This is a genomic window from Marinimicrobium sp. ARAG 43.8 (genome assembly GCF_050113635.1).
Lineage (GTDB): Bacteria > Pseudomonadota > Gammaproteobacteria > Pseudomonadales > Cellvibrionaceae > Marinimicrobium.
Genome location: NZ_JBNJLT010000003.1, coordinates 54,002 through 73,408, shown reverse-complemented (window position 1 = coordinate 73,408; position 19,407 = coordinate 54,002). Strand labels below are relative to the sequence as shown.

The 19,407-nt window shown below is 57.4% G+C and carries 11 protein-coding genes; 9 read left to right on the top strand and 2 right to left on the bottom strand.

The genetic code is table 11. The annotated features are described in order from the left end of the window. Positions 1-2 precede the first annotated feature (2 nt). Positions 3-5,315 (bottom strand): alpha-2-macroglobulin family protein, encoded by a 5,313-nt coding sequence (locus ACQCLF_RS07610; RefSeq protein WP_426985887.1) that lies wholly within the window; start codon positions 5,313-5,315, stop codon positions 3-5. 250 nt (positions 5,316-5,565) lie between these two features. Between ACQCLF_RS07610 and ACQCLF_RS07605 the strand changes: the two genes are divergently transcribed. Next, positions 5,566-7,539, top strand: a complete 1,974-nt coding sequence (locus ACQCLF_RS07605; protein WP_426985885.1) for a TonB-dependent receptor domain-containing protein — start codon at positions 5,566-5,568, stop codon at positions 7,537-7,539. On the opposite strand, the gene ACQCLF_RS07600 is transcribed toward ACQCLF_RS07605, so the two are convergent. Further along, a complete protein-coding gene (locus ACQCLF_RS07600; protein ID WP_426985883.1) occupies positions 7,536-8,318 on the bottom strand; it encodes a response regulator transcription factor in 783 nt (260 codons plus the stop codon). The genes ACQCLF_RS07605 and ACQCLF_RS07600 overlap by 4 nt on opposite strands. A gap of 120 nt (positions 8,319-8,438) precedes the next feature. Here ACQCLF_RS07600 and ACQCLF_RS07595 point away from each other — a divergent pair, with 120 nt between their 5' ends. From ACQCLF_RS07595 to ACQCLF_RS07560, 8 genes are all read left to right on the top strand, one after another. Then, the gene (locus tag ACQCLF_RS07595; RefSeq protein ID WP_426985881.1) at positions 8,439-9,728 is read left to right on the top strand and encodes an aspartyl protease family protein; all 1,290 of its coding nucleotides are present in this window, start codon (positions 8,439-8,441) and stop codon (positions 9,726-9,728) included. A gap of 110 nt (positions 9,729-9,838) precedes the next feature. Beyond that, positions 9,839-10,588, top strand: coding sequence for a bifunctional demethylmenaquinone methyltransferase/2-methoxy-6-polyprenyl-1,4-benzoquinol methylase UbiE (ubiE, locus tag ACQCLF_RS07590; RefSeq protein WP_426985879.1), 750 nt, complete (start codon positions 9,839-9,841; stop codon positions 10,586-10,588). 1 nt (position 10,589) lies between these two features. After that, positions 10,590-11,231 carry a ubiquinone biosynthesis accessory factor UbiJ gene (locus ACQCLF_RS07585; protein WP_426985877.1) on the top strand — a complete coding sequence of 214 codons (642 nt, stop codon included), beginning with the start codon at positions 10,590-10,592 and terminating at the stop codon, positions 11,229-11,231. 5 nt (positions 11,232-11,236) lie between these two features. Beyond that, positions 11,237-12,898: a ubiquinone biosynthesis regulatory protein kinase UbiB gene (ubiB, locus tag ACQCLF_RS07580; protein WP_426986473.1), complete on the top strand. Its 1,662-nt coding sequence runs from the start codon at positions 11,237-11,239 to the stop codon at positions 12,896-12,898. A 217-nt stretch (positions 12,899-13,115) separates the two neighbouring features. Continuing rightward, positions 13,116-13,313, top strand: coding sequence for a helix-turn-helix domain-containing protein (locus ACQCLF_RS07575; protein WP_426985875.1), 198 nt, complete (start codon positions 13,116-13,118; stop codon positions 13,311-13,313). A gap of 2 nt (positions 13,314-13,315) precedes the next feature. After that, positions 13,316-16,153 carry an SNF2-related protein gene (locus tag ACQCLF_RS07570; protein WP_426985873.1) on the top strand — a complete coding sequence of 946 codons (2,838 nt, stop codon included), beginning with the start codon at positions 13,316-13,318 and terminating at the stop codon, positions 16,151-16,153. A gap of 15 nt (positions 16,154-16,168) precedes the next feature. Further along, complete coding sequence (locus ACQCLF_RS07565; RefSeq protein ID WP_426985871.1) at positions 16,169-17,419, top strand: ATP-binding protein; 1,251 nt, start codon at positions 16,169-16,171, stop codon at positions 17,417-17,419. 36 nt (positions 17,420-17,455) lie between these two features. Further along, positions 17,456-19,399, top strand: a complete 1,944-nt coding sequence (locus tag ACQCLF_RS07560) for a site-specific DNA-methyltransferase (protein WP_426985869.1) — start codon at positions 17,456-17,458, stop codon at positions 19,397-19,399. Positions 19,400-19,407: the final 8 nt, after the last annotated feature.

Below are 19,407 nucleotides of genomic sequence, written 5' to 3'. Positions count from 1 at the left end.
GCTTACTCCGGCTTGACCACCCGCACCCAACGGCCTGCCGTACTGGCATGGACGCGGCCATCGTACATCGCCTCGGCACGCCAGCCCGGCAGGTAGAACTCACCGGTATAGGCGGCGTTGAGCAACAGTTCCAGCGTTACCCGCTCCTGCCGGGTATCACTATAGCGCCAGCTCCAGCGATGATTTTTCCACAGGCTGAAATAACTCGTCACCCGATCATCGCGAATGTCGATGTAATCAAATCCGTCGGGCATGTCGCCGCCTTCCAGGCGCTCGTTGCGAATCTCCCAGCCGCTGGGCATACCCAGCGTCATGGCCAGGTTCTCCAGATAGTCGCGCCCCAGGTCAGCAAAGTCCGCCGCTACCGTAATGCGCGCTTTAAAATCTGTGCCCTGTGGCAACTGGTCAATCGTCAACGACTCGCCATCCACCGTGGTAAATTCCATCGATAGATTCAGCCCTTCGCGTTCGGCCTGCTCGTCTTCGGCCACCGGTGTACCGCGATTGCTGAGCGTCACCCGCAGCGGATAGTCGCTGTCGTTGCGAACCCGAACATCGGTACTGCCCAATTCCTGCCGATACCAGTGCTGCCGACTTTGCAGGGGTTGCCAGTCGGAGACACCCGGGGTTTCGAGCGCGAAATCCATGGCAGCGTCCGGGGTTTGCTCACCGGCAAAATCGGCCATGGCCAACAGCGCCCAGGCCACGGACTGGGTGCTGTACCAATCGGATGAGGACAACCGTTCGGCCACCCGCTCAGCCTGATCCCAGGCCGCCTCGGTATCGTCCGCACGCACCAGTAACTGCAACCAAACGGCCCGGTCGCGCAGCGACGAGCCGTAGGTGTAACCCGGTGCATTGTAATCAGGTACTGTCGTGACGCCACTGACCAGTTCACGGCCGGCGTCATCCAGCCCAAGGTGATAGTAGGCACTTGCCAACAGACGTCGGGCGGTGGCGCTCTCGTCGTTATTGCGCAGCCGTTCACGCAGTCGATTCATGGCCGGAGTCTCAGCCGCATCCGCCAGCGTCAGTACGTACAGACGATAGGCTTGCACCACCCATCGATCAGCGTCGTCCCGAGTGCGGCGCGCCAGAGTACGCTCCTGGTTCAACCACTGGGTAAACAGACCGTCGGGCACACCGTACCCAAGTCGGCGCGCTTCGGTGAGGAAGTGACCGGCGTACACTGAGGCCCATTCATTCACGTAGCCTCCCCCCGGCCAGTACTGGAAGCCACCACTACCGGACTGAAAACCGGCCAGACGATCAATGGTGGCGCGGATGTTATCTTCCCGTTCGGCCGCTTGTTCATCGTTCAGCGTCACGAGCTTATCCAGATACAGTTGCGGGAACGCTGCCGACACCACTTGCTCCAGGCAACCGTGGGGATAGCGAATCAGGTAGCCAAGGCGCTGTTCGAGGTTGAGCGTTGGCAACCGCCCCACTTCCAGGCTGGCCTGGTTCGTGCCCGCCATCCCGTGTGGCATCAGACTCGGCGTCCAGGTTTCGCCCGGCGGTAACAGGTATTGCTCGCGGCGCACACTCGGGGGGTTGGGCGCACGCGAGGTCAACGTGATGCTCTGGGTCGCGACTTCGTCGCCACTGCGGGCCGTTACGGTCACGGTGCCGGTGCCGATCCGGTCATCCACCGTCAGCCCCAGCTCCACCAAAGCCTCCGCCTCACCAGCCAGGTCTACCTTGGTTTCTGCGCGGGACAGCGTGAAGGGGGCTTCGGCCTCGGCACTCAGCGTCACTTCCTCAATACTCTCGTCACTGGCGAACAGTTGTACCGGCAGCGAAATGGTTTCTCCCGGCCCAACCACACGGGGCAATGTGGCCAGCAGGCTCAGGGGCTGACTCACTGTGACACTGTTCTCCGCGCTGCCATAGGCACCGTTTTCACCGGCCACCACCATTAGGCGCACCTCGCCCAGATAGGGTGGCAACTCGATACTGTGCTGACGCTCCGTGCCGGCCTCCAGCTCAAACGGCCCCAGAAATTGCACTACGGGTGGGAAACGACGCTCACGGGGGTTTGCCGTGTCTTCGTCCTCGGCGTCACTCCCGCCAATGGCCAACACTCGTTGCAGCGAAGCGCCGTAGGCGCCCACCACTTGATCGAACAAGTCCCAGGTGTACACCCCCAACGCCTCGCGCTGATAGAAGTGGTCGTGCGGGTTCGGGGTGCGGTAGCCGGTAATCCCCAACAGCCCTTCGTCCACCAGCGCCAGGGTGTAGGTCATGGGTTTGCCGTCCGACTCGGACACGGTGACGTCAAAACGGGATTCCGGCCGCACCTGCTCGGGCGCGGTCAGATCGGGCGTCAATCGCGTATCGGGGTCGTTCACGCGAATGGGAACGACACCGTACAACCGCATGGGAGAATCGCTGGAACGCTCCTGATGCGGCAACAGCAAGGTAATATGCGCATAAATGTTCGGCGCCATCGATTCTGTCACCGGCAGCTCAATGGTGGTTTGTCCCGAATCGAGATCAAGCCAGCGGCTCTCCAGCACGCGTCGACCATTTTCCACACTGAGCAGGGCCCGCCCCTGATCAATATCCGGCAGGCGGATTTGGGCGGTCTCGCCCACGGTGTACGCGTCCTTGTCAGTGGACAGCATCAGTTGCGTGGCCGACGCGGGGCTGACCGCATTACCGGCGCTCCACCCCAAATACACCAGGTCGCCGCTGCAGTGATTGCCCTGAGTGTCACACACACGCAATAAATAGCGGCCCCAGTCGTAGGTGTTGGCCGCCAGCGTCCACTGGGCACGGCCTTCGCCGTTCGCGGTTAATACCTCCTCGACCAAAGGGGTGTGGTTGTTACTGGCCACAAAACTGGCCAAATCCTCGCCACTGCGATCCCACCACCACCGCCAATCCACCCGGTAGAGTGTCAGGCGCAATTCGCGGCCGGCTTCCGGCTTGCCTTCCGCCGTGAGGCTTTGCAGGGTCACGGTTTGATCCTGATCCCGGGCGATGGCGCCGTTGTACCCCTCGCCTTCGGGAATATTCACGCCAACCCAGTGCTCAAAGGGCAGATAATCAAAGCGGCGCAGCGCGGTGCTGAAGGCGCCACCGGGCTCGAAGACGCGGTTGATAAAGGTGGCCGACAAGCGGCCGGGGGGCGGCGATTCCACGGGCAGGTTCATTTCGAACCGAGCTTCGCCTTCGGTGTTCAGGTTGCCTTCAAATACGGTTTGCGTGGCACTGGCGAACGACCGCGCCGGGTCGTCGAACACAAATTGGCTATAGCCCTCAAACCGGGTCGGTGCTGGCGTCAGACGCACCTCGCTATCGGCTTTAAGGCCTCCGGCATTCGCCCCGTGCAACCAGCGCGCGGACAGTGTCGCAGCAGCGGGCATCGCCGACTGGCGCAAGGGAGTCTCCGCAAACGCCAGATCCAGCTTCAGGCGGTTGGGCATGATGCTCTCGACCTTGACGACCTTGTCGAAGTAACGATTCCCAAGATGCACTACCGCCCGCCAGTTGCCGGTAGGGGCGCTCTCGTCAGTGCGCAGGGTGTAGGTATAGAAGCCATTGAGCGGTTCGCGAGCCACCTGGCTGAGCACTTTGTTGCCGCGCGGATCGAACAGGTCAAGCGTGACCGGGTGATCATCCGGCCAGACACCATCCGGGTCATTGAGCATGAAGGTGAGGTGGATATCGTCTCCCGGCCGCCAGACATCCCGCTCACCATAGAGAAACCCTTTCAGTCCGTCGCGCACTGACTCCCCGCCCACATCAAACTGGTTGGTGGGCAGCGCTTCGGCGCGAGCCAGCCGCAGATAACCAGTTTTTCCGTTGCGCTCGGCCGTCAGAAAGAAAGGGCGGCCTTCCACGGCAATACGCGCCATGCCATATTCATCGGTCTCCCCGTCGCCAATGGGTTGCTGCTGAAAGTTGTAGGCCCGCACTGTGGTGCCGGGCAAAGGGGCGGCGTCAAGCAGGCTGGTGGCAATGACCAGAAGTTCGTCGTCTCCCCCCTGTTTGGCCAGCAACCCGATGCTGGACACCTGAAACGCCCGGCTGGCTTCCGTGTTATTGCTGTAGCGGTAGTAGCTCTCATGACAGGGGTTATTGCGCTCGCTGTAATCCCAGTAGCCACGGGATTCATAGTACTGCTGATACCAGGAGGGCTTCGGCGACTGGTTGTAGGACCAGTCTCCATCGGAGCTTTCCGGGGGCACATCCATCGGCTCATCCGGGCGTGTTTCGCCACAGCTGTACAATGAATTGCTGCGATCCACGCTCAGTTTTAATTGCACCAGGCCATCGGGGTGCTGCGCCATCAACTCGGTCAGGTCCAGATGGTACTGCTGCCAGCCACCCGTGGCGGGCTCGGGCAGCCGATAGGTTTTACGCCACAAATAACGGCCGGTGGCATTGTCCATCGTGGCGTCGTTGAGGCTGCGGTATTGCAGGTACTGACCCATATTGCCTTCGAAAGTCTTGAAAGCCGTCACCTGAACCGAATCGACCCGAGCGGCCTCAAAGGGAACCGATAGCTGCTCGGCGGGCGGTAAGATACTGCTGCTGCCGTTAAAGCGAACACCGGGTGTCACCAGGCTGAGCACCACGGATTCCTCGTAGGGTTTGCCCAGCGTACGCCCCGTTGCATCGCGCACCAGATCACTGATCTGCAAGCGCACCGGCTCTTCGGCCTCACTCTCCGGATAGATACGCAAGCGGTGGCCGTCCACCTGGGGGCGTATTTCCTCACCATCGAGCTGCACCAGCCCACTGAGGTTTTGTTCCCGGTTAAGCGGCTGGGAAAAACTGACCTCCACCATCAGCCGGGGCTGGGGCACGACCTGGACACCCGTGACGGTCAGCGTCCCCAGCGCCGGTACCGCGATATCCCGCGCACCTTTCTGAGCGGAACCGACGGCCTCACCATTCCAACGGACCTGAAGTGTCCGGGCGGCGTCGGTCCGTTCAATGTCATTCACTTCAAAACGGAAATGAACCGGCTTGCTCACCACGTTCCACTCAACCGGCAGCAGCGTGCCATCCATTTCCACGTCAATCAGTGAGCGCACCTGATCCAGCTCGGCCCCATCGGGAAGCGTGAGTTCCCCGGCCAACCTCATGCGCTCGGGATCGTCCTGCACCGGCGTCAGTGCGCCCAATGCCAGGTCAAAAGTACCGAGCGTCTGCGGTGCGTCCGCCGCCAGAGGGGCCTCAGCGACAGTCTCACCCGCCGCTGTCTCGGCGGAGCCACTGTCCCGCTCACAACCGGCAAGCCACAAAAGGCAGGGCACGAGCAGCCACAGCGCTCGCCGGATCAATTGAGTGCGCGTTTGCATGGAGGAAATCCCTGTTGTTTTACCACGTGTTTAAAAGTTTGGAACAGTCAGTTTAGCCGAACGCCCCGCTATAATCCCAGACGTCTATCCCACTCCCGGAGTTCACTACGCCGCCAGCATTAATCACTATCTGCTCCCGAAAACTTGGGCTATAACTATGCCCCACCCGCGTAACAAGTGTAACGATCGTTTACAGCGGCACCCTCCGAAGATGATAATGCTTCTTTTTTAGATTAAAAGAGAAGCTCTCATGAAAGGTCCGAACAAACCCGACTCGGTCGTCAGTCTTCTAGCCTTGACAGTGGCTATACTCCCAGCCTTGGCGAACGCTCAGGAAGAAACCTCCCAGCCGTCCAAGCGCGAACGCGCCACCGCTACAGAGGAGCTGCTGGTCGTCGGCCAGTCTTTGGACAGTTTACTCAACAGCGACGACCTAGAGCGCAAGCAGGCCAACGACCTCGACGACATCTTCTCCGGGCTGTCCTCCGTGCTGGTGGGCGGTTCTGTCGGTGCGGCCCAGAAAATCTATGTCCGCAACCTGGGGGAAGACACGCTGAATATTATGGTCGACGGCGCCACCCAATCCGGGGTGACCTATCACCATACAGGGCGAGTCACCATTGAGCCGGAGTTGCTCAAGCAAGTCCGGGTTCAGGTCGGCGCAGGCGATGCCACTAACGGACCCGGCGCACTGGGAGGCGCTATTCGATTCGAAACCAAGGACCCGGAAGACCTCCTGGGCTCCCGAGATTTCGGAGCCATGCTGAAAACCGGCTATTTTTCCAACACGGGCGGCACCAAGAACAGCGTAACGGCCTATGGCCGCTTGAATAACACCTTCAGTGCCATGGCCAGCTATGTCATTTCCGACCAGGACAATATGGAAGACGCCGAAGGCAATGACCTGACCGGCACCAACTCGGAGCAGACGCTCGGCTTTGCCAAAGTGGTAGGCGATTTGGGCGCTGGCCATCGCGTCAGCCTGAGCCACGAACGGCTGAACGAGGAAGGTGAAAAATTGATGCGCCCGGAATGGGGAGAAGGGCCGAACAACCCGTTGCGGGAGTTGGAGTTCGAACGCAAAACCAGCACCTTGAATTACCAGTGGGACGCCCCCGGTAATAAAGCGGTTTTACTGGAAGCCAACCTCTACCAAACCGATTTCGACATCTACCGCGCATTCGACAACTACACCAGTGCGGTAGAAACCCAGGGCCTGACGCTGAGCAACCTCAGTGAAGTCGGCCAGCACAAACTTGAGTACGGCGTGGATTACCGGGACGATGAAGTCACCGCTGATGAAGCCGACGATGCCGCCCCCTTCCGCGAAACCAGCGATGTCGTGGGCGTATTCGTTCAGGACCACTACCAGGCCACCGATAAGCTGCTGCTGAGCCTCGGCACCCGCTATGACCGATTTTCCGCAGAAGACAAGGAAAACGAACGCTTCACTGACGAAGGTTTCAGCCCCAACGTCGGCTTCGCCTACTCCGCCACCCGTCGCCTGACTTTTAGTGGCGGTTATGCGGAGGCGTTGCGCGGAGTGGAAACTAACGACGGCTTCAAACTGTTCGGCACTACCAACGACCCGGATCTGGAAGCCGAGCGCGCCAAGAACATTGAGTTTGGCGTGGATTACGAAATAGGGCGCTTCCTGTTCGACGCGGGTATACACGACGTCACCATCGAAAATGCGATTGGCAATGCCTTACCCTGGTCGCGCCACTACGAAAATCTTGGTGACCTTGAATCCGAGGGCTACACCCTCGGTCTCACATACAATGGACAGCGACTCTACTCCAAGTGGACCTTCCTCGATACCAGTGCCAAAATCAATGGCGAGGAAGTCACTCGTTATGCCTACGGTTATCTGGGCACCACCACAGGCGATACGCTGTCCATCGACACCTCCTATCAAATCATGAATGGCCTGGACGCGGGATGGATCGCCACACTGGTGGAAGGCGTGGATGATATTTTTGTGGTCTCCGCCGGCGCCACCATCGACAAGCCGGGCTACGGCGTGCACGACTTTTATCTGCATTGGGAACCCAGTGCGGTACCCAAGCTGACCGCTACCCTGACCGTGAAAAATGCCTTTGACAAACAGTACCTTGATCACGGCAGTATCGAAAACTTCACTCACCTTGCTGGCTATGAGGGTGTCGTCGGTTACCCCGCACCGGGTCGGGATGTTCGCTTGAGCCTGGCTCTGCGCTTTTAAGACGAATGGACGCGGTAGCCCCACGGATGGGCGTTTCGAGGCGGCCCGGAAGGATAGCTCAGGGGAGAATGGCTCAGGGAGAGGCGGTACCCCTGACCTCGCACCGTCTGAATGGCATCCGGGTTCATGCCCGCTGAAGCCAGTTTCTTGCGGATTCGACTCATGTGCATATCGATACTGCGGTCATCCCGGCTGTAGGATTTATTCAGCACCCAGCGGTGCAGTTCAGCTTTTTTCAGCAACGCATTGTGGTGCGACAACAAACACCAGAGCAAACTGAACTGAAGGGCGGTCAGGTTCAGAGGGTGTTCGTCAAACAGGACGCGTCGCTCACGACGCTGCAGGCTCAGGGGACCCACAGAGAGCCGATCCCGTTCGACATCCGTCGACACCACACGCCCCGTTCGACGCAGCAGCGCCTGCCCACGCACCAGTAACTCCAGCGGATCGACAGGTTTCGGTACAAAGTCATCGGCACCCTGCCGAAAGGCCTCAATGCACAATCGCGTATCGCGAGAGAGCAAAATCAGCGGCGTGTCCCGCCAGTGACGCAACTCGGCCAGCAGTTCCCACACCGGCAGACCGTTCGTGTCAGCGTCCAGTAACATTAGATCCACCTCCACCCGCAACACACAGTCCATGACCTCCACACCGGGACGGCAGGCCACCATCGACCAGCCTTGCGGGCGCAACGCCGCCCGAACCCCCGAGAACAGGGCGTCGTCAGCGCCCACCCACAAGACTCGGACCGACGGGGGAGTGCACACACGGGGTTCCATAAAGCCTCCTGAGCATTCATCCTAACCATTAATGATAATCATACTCATTATTGATAAAAGCACAATAGCTCTCGCTCACCGTTTTGCGGTACGCTTGCTTTTCCACCAAGAGGAACGGTTATGCCCCGCGCCGCGGCCCGGTCTTTTCTATCCGCCCTGCTCCTGCTTTGCCTCGGTGTCGCCGCTGGCTGGGGGTTGCGGGGCTGGCTCGCTCCCGGTCCCGAAGATCGGTCCGAGCCTGTCGCCGAAACACCCGTTCGCGCCTTGCCTCACGCCCAACAGGCAACTCCGCTGAGAGCGGCGACGTCCCAGAGCGAGGCGCAGACGTTTACGCCGCCCTCACCCCGCCCCGCCCCACAATACGTGCGCGAGGCCCCGGTCGAGGCGCCGACGTCCACCATCGATCCAGTACAACGGCTACGGCAACAGCTTGATCAACAACAATTCAGCGCCGCCATGGGGATTTATCAGGAGGTGGAGCGGCGTTCCTCGCGCCGTGCCATGCCCTTGCGGGACGTTATTCTGGACTACCTGAAGGGTTACTTGCGAAGTGGCGATGACGGCGCACTCACCGCGCTTGCCGACCGTTTTCTCTCAGTGCATTACGATGATATTGATGTACTGCTGATACTCGCCCGCCACCAGCAACAATCCGATTACCGGGCCGAGGCCGCCCGAACGTTCCAGCTGATTTATGCGTACAGCGCCACGCAGCCCGGGCAGCGCTCGCGGGTGGATCGGGCGTTTGAGAGTTTTGTCCATCAGGTCGACCGACAACTGGCCGAACAGGACCAGTGGACCGCACTGCTCGGGTTCTACAACATGCTCGAACAGCTGGATCTTGATCGCGCCGAAGAGCGCCTGAGGCTGGCGGAGCTGCATCTGCATTACGGCTCTGCCGATTACGGTCGGCAACTGCTACAGGCGCTCACCCGTCATCCCGCGCTCGGCCAACGGGCCACAGCGCTGCTGGATAACCGCGAGCACGTCGCACGTCCCTCCCGGCTGCCTGCACCCGCCATGGAAGGCAGTGTGCCGCTCGAATCGCTCGGCCATCATTATTCGCTGCCGGTCACACTGGATGATCAGTCGGCTATTCGTCTGGTCATCGACACCGGAGCCAGCCTCACCACACTGACGCAACGCAGCTTTGAGGCGCTGGCCCAGGATATTCGCTTTACCGAAGTCGGCCCTCAGTTATTCAACACCGCCAACGGCCCCTCCCGGGGGATGGTGTATCGGGTGGCGCAATTACGCCTCGGGGAGCACCAGTTGAACAATGTGCCCGTAGCCGTGCTGGATTTTGACGCGCCTGACAATATTGACGGCCTTCTGGGCATGAACGTGCTGAGCCAATTCCGGTTTGAAGTGGATCAGGACGCCCACCGTTTGCTGTTGCAGCCCCGATAGTATCGCCAACGGCACCTGCCGACTGACTTTGCACAGGAACCATCGGTGCCCGCCCGGGCGGGGAGCGTGTACAATAGCCGCCAGACATTCTCCGCAACGGACCCGCTCCCATGACCGAGAAACGAACCACTGACTTTGGCTATGAAAAAGTGGCCGTCGAGGAAAAAGCCAGCCGAGTGGCGGATGTATTCCACTCGGTAGCCAGCCGTTACGACCTGATGAACGACCTGATGTCGGGCGGGGTCCACCGCCTGTGGAAGCGCTTCACGATCGAGCGGGCCGCCGTCCGCCCCGGGCACACCGTACTGGATATTGCCGGTGGCACCGGGGATCTCAGCTACGCGTTTGCCAAGCGGGTTGGCCCCGAGGGGCTGGTAGTGCTGGCGGATATCAACGCCTCCATGCTTAACGTGGGCCGCGACCGCCTGATTGATCGCGGCATGGCGGGCAACCTTCAATACACCCAGGCCGATGCCCAGTATCTGCCATTCCCGGACAACACCTTCGATTGCATCACCATCGCGTTCGGGCTGCGCAATGTCACCGACAAAGACCTCGCGCTGGCCTCCATGCTGCGGGTACTCAAACCGGGCGGACGACTGCTCGTGTTGGAATTTTCCAAGCCGCTCAATCCGTTATTGGAACAAGCCTACGACGCCTATTCGTTCAAATTGCTGCCCTTGATGGGCAAGCTCGTGGCCGACGACGCCGACAGCTATCGCTACCTGGCCGAATCCATCCGCATGCACCCCGACCAGGAAACCCTGAAAGGCATGATGGACAACGCCGGCTTTGTGAATACCGAATACCACAATATGACCGGTGGTGTGGTCGCCCTGCACAAAGGTATTAAGCCCTGATATGGCCAACACCCTGAGCACCGCCGCCCTGTCGTCTTTCGAAGCACTCATCCGGCGTGCCCTGCGCTACGACCCGGCCAGCCGTCAGGCGCTCGCGACACTCGAAGGTCAGGTGCTGGCCCTGCACTTTACCCAGCCATCCTGGACCGTTTTCGTGTTGCCGCAGACCGATGGGCTCGCGTTAAAGGAACACTGGGAAGGCGACGTACACGGTCGCCTCACGGGTCCGCTGAAGGATTTCATCCGTCTGGCGCAAGGCCACCAGACCTCGCTGGCAGGGTCGGGCATACAGCTTGAGGGCAGCACCCACTTACTGCAGGAATTCCAGCGCATCGCCCGGCAGTTGGACATCGACTGGGAAGAAGCCCTGAGCGAACAGGTCGGCGATGTCGTGGCCCATCAAAGCGCCGAATGGCTGCGCACGGGTGGGCAATGGCTACAGGCTCGCGAAACGGAGGCCCGTCGGCTGCTGGGCGAATTTATTACTCACGAAGCCGCTCTGGTCGCCAGCCGACCGGAGCTGGAAGACTTTTACCACGCCGTGGACGATGTGACGCTGGCCGTCGAGCGGGCCGCGGCCCGGCTTGAACGACTGCGCGCTCGCTCAACCGCCCCGTCCCCTTCAAGCCCTACTCAGGAATAGCCGTGCTGATTGTTCTGCGTCGTCTGATCACCATTACGTTTGTTATCTGGCGCTATCGGCTGGATCTGTTGTTTCCACCCGGCGAACTGCCCTGGTATGTGCGCCTACTGCTGCTGCCCTGCAAACTGCGGCCCGCCGGACGAATGAGCCGCGGAGAGCGCCTGCGGCGTGCCCTGGAAGACCTCGGTCCTATCTTTATAAAATTCGGCCAGTTATTGTCCACCCGTCCGGATCTGGTGCCGGCGGATATGATGGACGATCTCAACCGTCTGCAAGACAAAGTGCCGCCCTTCGACAAAGACAATTTCCGGGCGCTGGTTGAGCGCGGTCTGGGCGAACGGGTGGACAATATTTTCGCCAGCTACGAACAGGAACCCCTGGCCTCCGCCTCCGTGGCACAGGTACACGGCGCCACGTTGCACGACGGCCAAAAGGTGGTCATCAAAGTCGTGCGGCCGGGCATTGGGAAAGTGATTGAACAGGACGTGCGCCTTTTGATGCAAATCGCTCGCCTGGTGGAACGCTACAGCAGCGACGGGCGGCGGCTGCATCCAGTGGATGTGGTGCGCGATTATCGCAATACCATTTTCGACGAGCTGGACCTGCAGCGCGAAGCCGCCAACGCGTCACAGCTGCGGCGCAACTTCGATCATTCACCGTTGCTCTACATCCCTGAAGTGTACTGGGACTACACCCGCAACAACGTGCTGGTCATGGAGCGCATCGAAGGCATTCCCGTCACCCATATCGATGAACTGAACGCCCAGGGCACCGATATGAAAGCGCTGGCCGAGCGCGGCGTGGAGATCTTTTTCAAACAGGTGTTCGAACACAATTTTTTCCATGCCGATATGCACCCTGGCAATATTTTTGTCGCGAGGGAGAACCCCCAATATCCCAAGTACATTGCGGTGGACATGGCCATTGTCGGCTCGCTCACCCAGGAAGATCAGTACTACCTCGCGCGCAATCTGCTGGCCATGTTCCGCCGCGACTACCGGCAGGTGGCAGAGCTGCACGTACAAAGCGGCTGGGTTCCGGAGGGCACCCGGGTGGAAGAGCTGGAAGCGGCGGTACGCACCGTATGCGAACCCATCTTCGAAAAACCGCTAAAGGATATTTCCTTCGGACATTTGCTGATGAGCCTGTTCCGGACCGCACGCCGTTTTGATATGGAAGTGCAACCGCAACTGGTGCTCCTGCAAAAAACCCTGCTCAATATCGAAGGGCTGGGCCGCCAGCTGTACCCGGACCTCGACCTGTGGATTACCGCGCACCCCTTTCTGGAGCGCTGGCTCAAAGAGCGCTTCCACCCGAAAACCCTGTGGAAGAAAATGCAGCGCCATGCCCCCGAATGGCTGGAGAAATTCCCGCAGATACCGGAGCTGGTGTTCGGAGGATTACAGCAGGCACAAAACCTGGGCCAGGTGGCGGAACAACTGGCCGCCCAGCGCACGGAAATGGAGCGGCAGCAAATGCTCAACCGCCGCAGCCGCCGACGCACCGTGATCGGTGTGCTCGCCATCGCCGGGGCAGCGCTCACCGCCTGGCCACATCTGGGCAGCCCGATGGCGGAATGGATCAATCAACTGGACTGGGAACAGGTCCCGACCACCAGTTGGGTGTTGTTCACTCTCGGGCTCGGGGCCTTGTTGTTACGAAAATGAAAGATCTGAACTTTTATAGATAATTAAACAGGTATCCAACTCAGCTCTTTGAAATATTTATTGGCTTGGGGGCGACCTCTAAATGGCCGTTGCCCTCAAACTGGCCTATAACTCAAAAACTCTCGCTTCTTATAATCGCTCCCCCGTGTGGGCGATCTTGAATTCATGCCCTTTTCTCTGTAAATTCCCAAATATTCGCTAAAAACTGTTAATTTCTATGACCAACGACTCCCAAAACGCCGTTATGACCTTAGATGAGCTGGCCCTATACCTCAAGGTCTCGAAGTCGACCCTCTACAAGCTCGTCCAAGAGGGGCGTATTCCTGGGCAGAAGTTGGGCAAGCAGTGGCGTTTCAGTAAAAGCGCCGTGGATGAGTGGCTAAACCGCCAAACACCGCCGGAGGGGAAGCTCTAAGCATGTTTACACCCCACCAAAGCCATTATTTCGCCCACTGGCTCACTCAGTCCGGGAAGGTTGAAAACCAAGTCTCCAAAGCCATGGCCTCGGCCCGTGTGGATATGAATCCTCACCAGATTTACGCAGCCCGGTTTGCGCTGAAGTCCCCGCTTGAAAAAGGGGTATTGCTGGCGGATGAAGTGGGTCTGGGTAAAACCATTGAGGCTAGCTTGGTGATGGCCCAGAAATGGGCGGAGCACAAGCGGAATATCCTGCTGGTCGTTCCGGCCTCCCTGCGCAAACAGTGGAGCCAAGAGCTTATTGACAAGTTTGAGCTGCCTTCTGTCATTATTGACAGCAAGATTGCGAGCCAGCTGGCGAGAGGCGGACATGCCAACCCGTTCTTACAGGACGAGAAGGTTGTGATTTGTTCCTACGAATACCTCGCCAGTCAGAAAGATAAGGTCATGCTGGTTTCCTGGAATCTGGTGGTCTTTGATGAGGCCCACAAGCTTAGAAATATTTACCAGAAAAATGGCAGTAAGCGAGCCAAGGCCATTGAAAAAGCGACCGGTCATGCGGACAGCCGAGTATTGCTGTCCGCCACGCCCATTCAGAACAGCCTGATGGAGCTTTATGGCCTGAGCCAGGTGATTGATCCTCATTTCTTTGGGGACGCCAAATCGTTTCGTACGCTTTACGTCAATCGCCAGAAAGATAAAGAAGCCCTGGAGGATCTGAAGCAGCGAATCCAGCCCCTGTGCCATCGCACTTTGCGTCGTCAGGTTCAGCAGGAAGGTGGAATCAACTTCACCAACCGTTACTCCTTGACTCAGGACTTCACCCCTGAGCCAGAGGAGTGGGAGCTATACAAAAAACTGTCTCACTATCTTAAATCTGAGGATATACAAGCCATCAGCCCTCAGGCGCTTCATCTGGTGAGTATTGGGTTGCGCAAGACTTTGGCCTCCTCATCGTTCGCTGTTGCAGACACTCTAAAAGGCATGGTCGAGCGCCTGAAGAAGCAACAGTTGGTGGATGAAGACGAGTTGAATGACATCGAGTCCGCCGACGATTGGCTTGATCACGACTGGAGTGATGACGGCGAAGGGACCGAATGCACCAAAAAGGCAGGAACTAGCAAGCTGCAGGAGGAAATAGAGCTTCTCAGCGAGTACCAACATCTGGCTCAAAGTATTACGTTCAACGCTAAGGGAAAAGCGTTGTTGACGGTGCTTGGCAAAGCCATGGATTTTACCGAACGCCTCGGCGGCCAACGGAAAGCAGTGGTGTTTACCGAATCTCGCAGAACTCAGGAATATTTGAATAACTTGTTACAAGACAACGGCTATAGTGGTCGTACTGTATTGCTCAATGGCTCCAACAGTGATACATCGTCCAGAGCCATCTATCAAGCTTGGCTGGAAGAGCACGAAGGCTCCTCTCGTGTTAGCAACTCCAAAACCGCCGACATGAAAGCGGCTCTTGTAGATTACTTTCGCAGTGATAAGGCCGATATTTTAATATCCACAGAAGCTGGTGGCGAGGGCATCAACCTTCAATTCTGCTCCCTGCTGATCAACTACGATCTGCCTTGGAACCCGCAGAAAGTTGAGCAGCGCATTGGTCGCGTTCACCGCTATGGCCAAAAAAACGATGTGGTCGTGGTCAATTTTGTCAATCGTAAGAATCTGGCTGACAAGCGTGTATTTCAGTTGCTGAGTGAAAAACTCAAATTGTTTGAAGGTGTATTTGGCGCATCGGACCAGGTGTTGGGCGCCATTGAAGGTAATATCGATATTGAAAGGCGAATTTACGAAATTTATCAAAAATGCCGATCGGACAGTGCTATCGAATATGAGTTCGATCGGTTACAGGAAGAGCTCAAGGAGAAGTTAGAAGTTCGAGAGGCGGCTGCCCGCCAAACCTTAATGGAGCATTTTGATATCGATGTCGTTGCCAACCTGAAGAACTGCAGAGATCAGAGCAACGACTTTCTCAGAGAGTACGAGCGAGTCCTGCTGAGCCTGGCGCGGGCAGAACTCCCTAATGCTGAGTTCAATCAGAATCACTTCTACCATCAGGGCCATCGTTACGACCTAACCTGGCCGTTGGCGCAGGAGCACGATTCCGAGTTCTTCCGCCTGCAGGCGACCGAACACTATTTGGCCTGGGATCTCGTGCGCCGGGCGAAAGCCTACCGGCTAGAACCCGCTCACCTGGCGTTTCATTACGACGCTCTGGATGGCCAGTACGCCGCTCTCAAGCCCTATATTGGGCGGTCTGGCTATCTGACCGCCCTCGAGATTCGAGCCTCCTTCAATGAGGGTAAATCTGAGCGCACTCAGCTCGTGGTGTTGGCGACCACAGAGAAAGGAGAAAGACTTTCGCGGGAGAACGCGGAGCATTTACTGTGCATTCCCGCTGACGCAGAGCAGATCCCTTGGCCTGTTCCAGAGGGCTATTTTGATCAGTGGCAGGCTGAAGTGCTTGAAGAATCCACCCGACAAACGGAAGCGGAACTGGATGAATATCTCGAGCAAGAGTCCGACAAGCTGGAGCGCTGGGCCCAGGATCGTCGCGATGCGCTGATGAAAACCGTGGAAGATCTGGATGGCGAAATTCGCCAGTTCAAGCGTGAAGCACGGCAATTGGCGTCTACCGCCGAAAAAATTGAGGCCAAGAAAGCGTTGCGCAAGCTAGAGCGCAAACGGGACGATGCCCTGGCGGAGTACCACGAATCGAAAAAACGCATTGAAGAGCAGGAAGATGAGCTGCTGGACGAAGTGAGTCAGAAGCTCGACCTTACCTGTAAAGTCAACACACTGTTTACCCTGAGCTGGTCGCTCGACCACTAAAGCGGAGCTACCCCCATGAACAGAGAAAAATTGCTCAAAGAGCTGCTCTATCAAGTTCGTCTGGGCGAGGACTCCCGTTACGAGTTTAAGCGGGTGGAAATTAAGGGTAGCAAAATCAAGGGCCCCTCCCAGAAAGAACTGGCCGACGAAATGGCCGCCTTTGCCAACCAGAAAGGCGGCTACCTGGTGCTGGGTGTGGACGACAAAACTCGATCAGTCTTCGGCATTCCCACGGATATGCTGGATGCAGTACAGCAGCGCCTCAAGGCGGCCGCTAGCGATACCGTCGAGCCACCACTTCCGATTGCCACCCAGCTGTTGGAGCTGCCCGACGCACATGGCGAGCCGAAAAACATCGTTCATGTAACCATTGACAAAAGCCTGTTTGTACACAGCAGCCAGGGCCGCTATCTGCACCGGGTGGCTGAATCTTGCCAGCCCATGCGCCAAGACTACTTGGCCCGATTGATGATGCAGCGCAGCCAAGCCCGTATGATCTGGCTAGACGAGCGGCCTGTGCCTGGCACACAAGCGGATGATCTGGACCCAACGCTTTATCGCAAGTTTCTGCGCGAAGCCGCTCAGCCGGAGCATACGCAATTACGCAAGTTGCGTATGTTAGTCAAAGACGATGATGACGTAGAAAAGCTAAGCGTCTCCGGCGTGTTACTGGGCACTCCTAACCCATCTCAATGGTTACCCAACGCTTACATTCAGGCCGTCTGCTATGGAGGGGAGGAGCGGGATTCGGACGAGCAGCTCGATGCCATGGATTTTGCTGGTCCTTTGGACCAGCAAGTGGCTGGGGCTCTTGCGTTCGTGGAAAAGAATCAGCGCGTAGCGGCCCGTAAGCTCCTCGGCCGGGAAGACGTACCTCAATACAGCCTTACAGCGGTGTTCGAAGCGCTGGTCAACGCAGTGGCCCACCGGGATTACGATATCTATGGTGCGCATATCCGCCTGCATATGTTCGCGGATAGGCTGGTACTCTGCTCGCCGGGGGCACTCGTGAATACCATGGAGGTGGACGAACTGTCCGATCGGCAGGCCTCCCGCAACCAGGTGATTACCAGCCTGCTGGCGCGTTGCCCTTTTGAGCACGGGGCTATCAATCGCTCTCACGTAATGGACAAGCGTGGCGAAGGTGTGCCGGTGATCCTCAACGAATCCCTCGCCCTGTCGGGCCTGAGGCCCGAGTACCAAATGGTGGGAGAAGAGCTACAGCTCACCATCTTCGCTGCCAAAGCTCAGCCTTACCGAAGCTGATAACAGAATACGATTTACTGCGGACCACAACCTTTTATGAGCAAAGACAACACGACCCAAATGAACGGCGAATCTCTGAATATTGCCGAGCAGCGCAAAAAGGAGCTCAAGCAGCTGTTTCCCGGAGCCTTTACCGAGACGCGCAACGACAAAGGCGAGCTGGTGGAAACCATAGACTTTGAGCGCCTGAAAGCCGAGCTGGGCAGCGTAAGCGAGGTCTATGACAACCGGCGCGAACGCTACGGCATGGACTGGCCGGGAAAACGCGATTGCCTCCGACTAATTCAGGAGCCTTCCCGTGCCACCCTCAAGCCCTGCCGGGAGGAGTCGGTGGACTTCGACACCACCGAAAACCTGTTTATTGAAGGCGACAACTTGGAGGTGCTCAAGCTCCTGCAAAAGAGCTACTACGGCAAGGTCAAGATGATCTACATCGACCCGCCCTACAACACCGGCAAGGAGTTTATCTACCCGGATAACTTCAGCGAAAGCCTGGATACCTACTTGCAGTACGCGGGCCTGAAGGATAACGAAGGCCGAACCTTCTCCACCAACACCGCCAACGAGGGCCGCTTTCACACCAAGTGGCTCAATATGATGTATCCGCGCCTCTACCTGGCCCGCAATCTCTTGCGGGAGGATGGCGTGATCTTTATCTCAATCGATGATAATGAGGTAGAGAACCTTCGGCGGATGTGTGATGAGATTTTTGGGGAGGAGAATTTTATTGCTCAATTTATATGGGAGAAAAGAACAAACCGAGAGAATCGGAAGATTGTCTCGACACGACATGACTATATTCTCTGTTATTCACGCAACGCATGGGAAAGTGACCGTCCAATATCTCAGCTTCCGATGAACGAGAAGGCTCTGGCGAACTACAAAAATCCGGATAACGATCCCCGCGGACTCTGGAAATCTGACCCGGCCACTGCTCAGGCTGGGCACGGTACTAAAAGTCAATTTTATGACTTGACCGCGCCCAACGGAAAAGTGCATAAGCTAGAGAGCGGTAGATGCTGGCTATATACTGAAAAAGCAATGAATCAAGCCATTGAGGATAATCGCATTTGGTTTGGAAAGGACGGAAATGGTGTTCCTAGAGTCAAAACCTTCCTTGAGGCAAAGGAGAGAGGGTTGACTCCTGAAAGTATATTTTTCGCCGAAGATGTTGGAACGACAGAGGCGGCAAAGAATAAAATAAAGGAGCTTTTTGATGGCATCGCTGCTTTTGAAACTCCGAAACCCGTTAAGCTTTTGCAAACGCTGTTAAAGCTATCGTCCAATCCTGGGATCGTATTGGACTTTTTTTCAGGATCTGGCTCTTTAGCGGAGGCGGTTTACCGAGAAAATCTTTCAGGTTTCCAAACCAGATTTTTGTTGGTTCAATTGCCGGAACCTTGCGAAGACGGTAGTGAGGCTGAAAAGATGGGGCTCTCCACAATCTCAGATATCGCTAAGGAAAGAATTCGCCGCGCAGGCAATAAGGTTCGGGAGGAAAGTGAAGGACAGCTCGACTTTAATGGGCAGGAGGAGTTGGACATCGGGTTCAAGGTGTTAAAGCTCAACCAAAGCAACTTCAAGCTCTGGCAAGCGCCCGCCAAAGATATCTCCGAGGAAGAGCTCCTCCAGCAGATGGAGCTCAATGTCGACCACATCGATCCCAATGCCACTCAAGAAGACCTATTGTACGAGCTGCTGATCAAGGCCGGGGTATTGCCTTCCGAGCGCATTGAAACCATTGAACTGGCTGGTCACTCCCTGTTCTCCGTCGCCGATGGAGTCCTTCTGGTCCACCTTGAAGACACTATCGACCAGGCCCTGATTGATGCGGTTTTGAAGAAAGCCCCCGGCCAGTTTATCTGCCTGGACAAGGCCTTTCACGGCAACGACCAACTTAAAACCAACGCGGTCAAAACCTTCGAAGCCCACAACCAGGGCAAAGAAAAAATCGATCAAATCGACTTTAAAACCGTTTAGGGCGCTGC

What these genes read in the sequence shown, in the direction of transcription:
- ACQCLF_RS07570 (WP_426985873.1), top strand. Translation starts at nt 13,316, where the DNA reads ATGTTTACACCCCACCAAAGCCATTATTTCGCCCACTGGCTCACTCAG.
- ACQCLF_RS07585 (WP_426985877.1), top strand. Translation starts at nt 10,590, where the DNA reads ATGGCCAACACCCTGAGCACCGCCGCCCTGTCGTCTTTCGAAGCACTC.
- ACQCLF_RS07605 (WP_426985885.1), top strand. Translation starts at nt 5,566, where the DNA reads ATGAAAGGTCCGAACAAACCCGACTCGGTCGTCAGTCTTCTAGCCTTG.
- ACQCLF_RS07600 (WP_426985883.1), bottom strand. Translation starts at nt 8,318, where the DNA reads ATGGAACCCCGTGTGTGCACTCCCCCGTCGGTCCGAGTCTTGTGGGTG.
- ACQCLF_RS07565 (WP_426985871.1), top strand. Translation starts at nt 16,169, where the DNA reads ATGAACAGAGAAAAATTGCTCAAAGAGCTGCTCTATCAAGTTCGTCTG.
- ACQCLF_RS07560 (WP_426985869.1), top strand. Translation starts at nt 17,456, where the DNA reads ATGAGCAAAGACAACACGACCCAAATGAACGGCGAATCTCTGAATATT.
- ACQCLF_RS07575 (WP_426985875.1), top strand. Translation starts at nt 13,116, where the DNA reads ATGACCAACGACTCCCAAAACGCCGTTATGACCTTAGATGAGCTGGCC.
- ubiE (WP_426985879.1), top strand. Translation starts at nt 9,839, where the DNA reads ATGACCGAGAAACGAACCACTGACTTTGGCTATGAAAAAGTGGCCGTC.
- ACQCLF_RS07610 (WP_426985887.1), bottom strand. Translation starts at nt 5,315, where the DNA reads ATGCAAACGCGCACTCAATTGATCCGGCGAGCGCTGTGGCTGCTCGTG.
- ACQCLF_RS07595 (WP_426985881.1), top strand. Translation starts at nt 8,439, where the DNA reads ATGCCCCGCGCCGCGGCCCGGTCTTTTCTATCCGCCCTGCTCCTGCTT.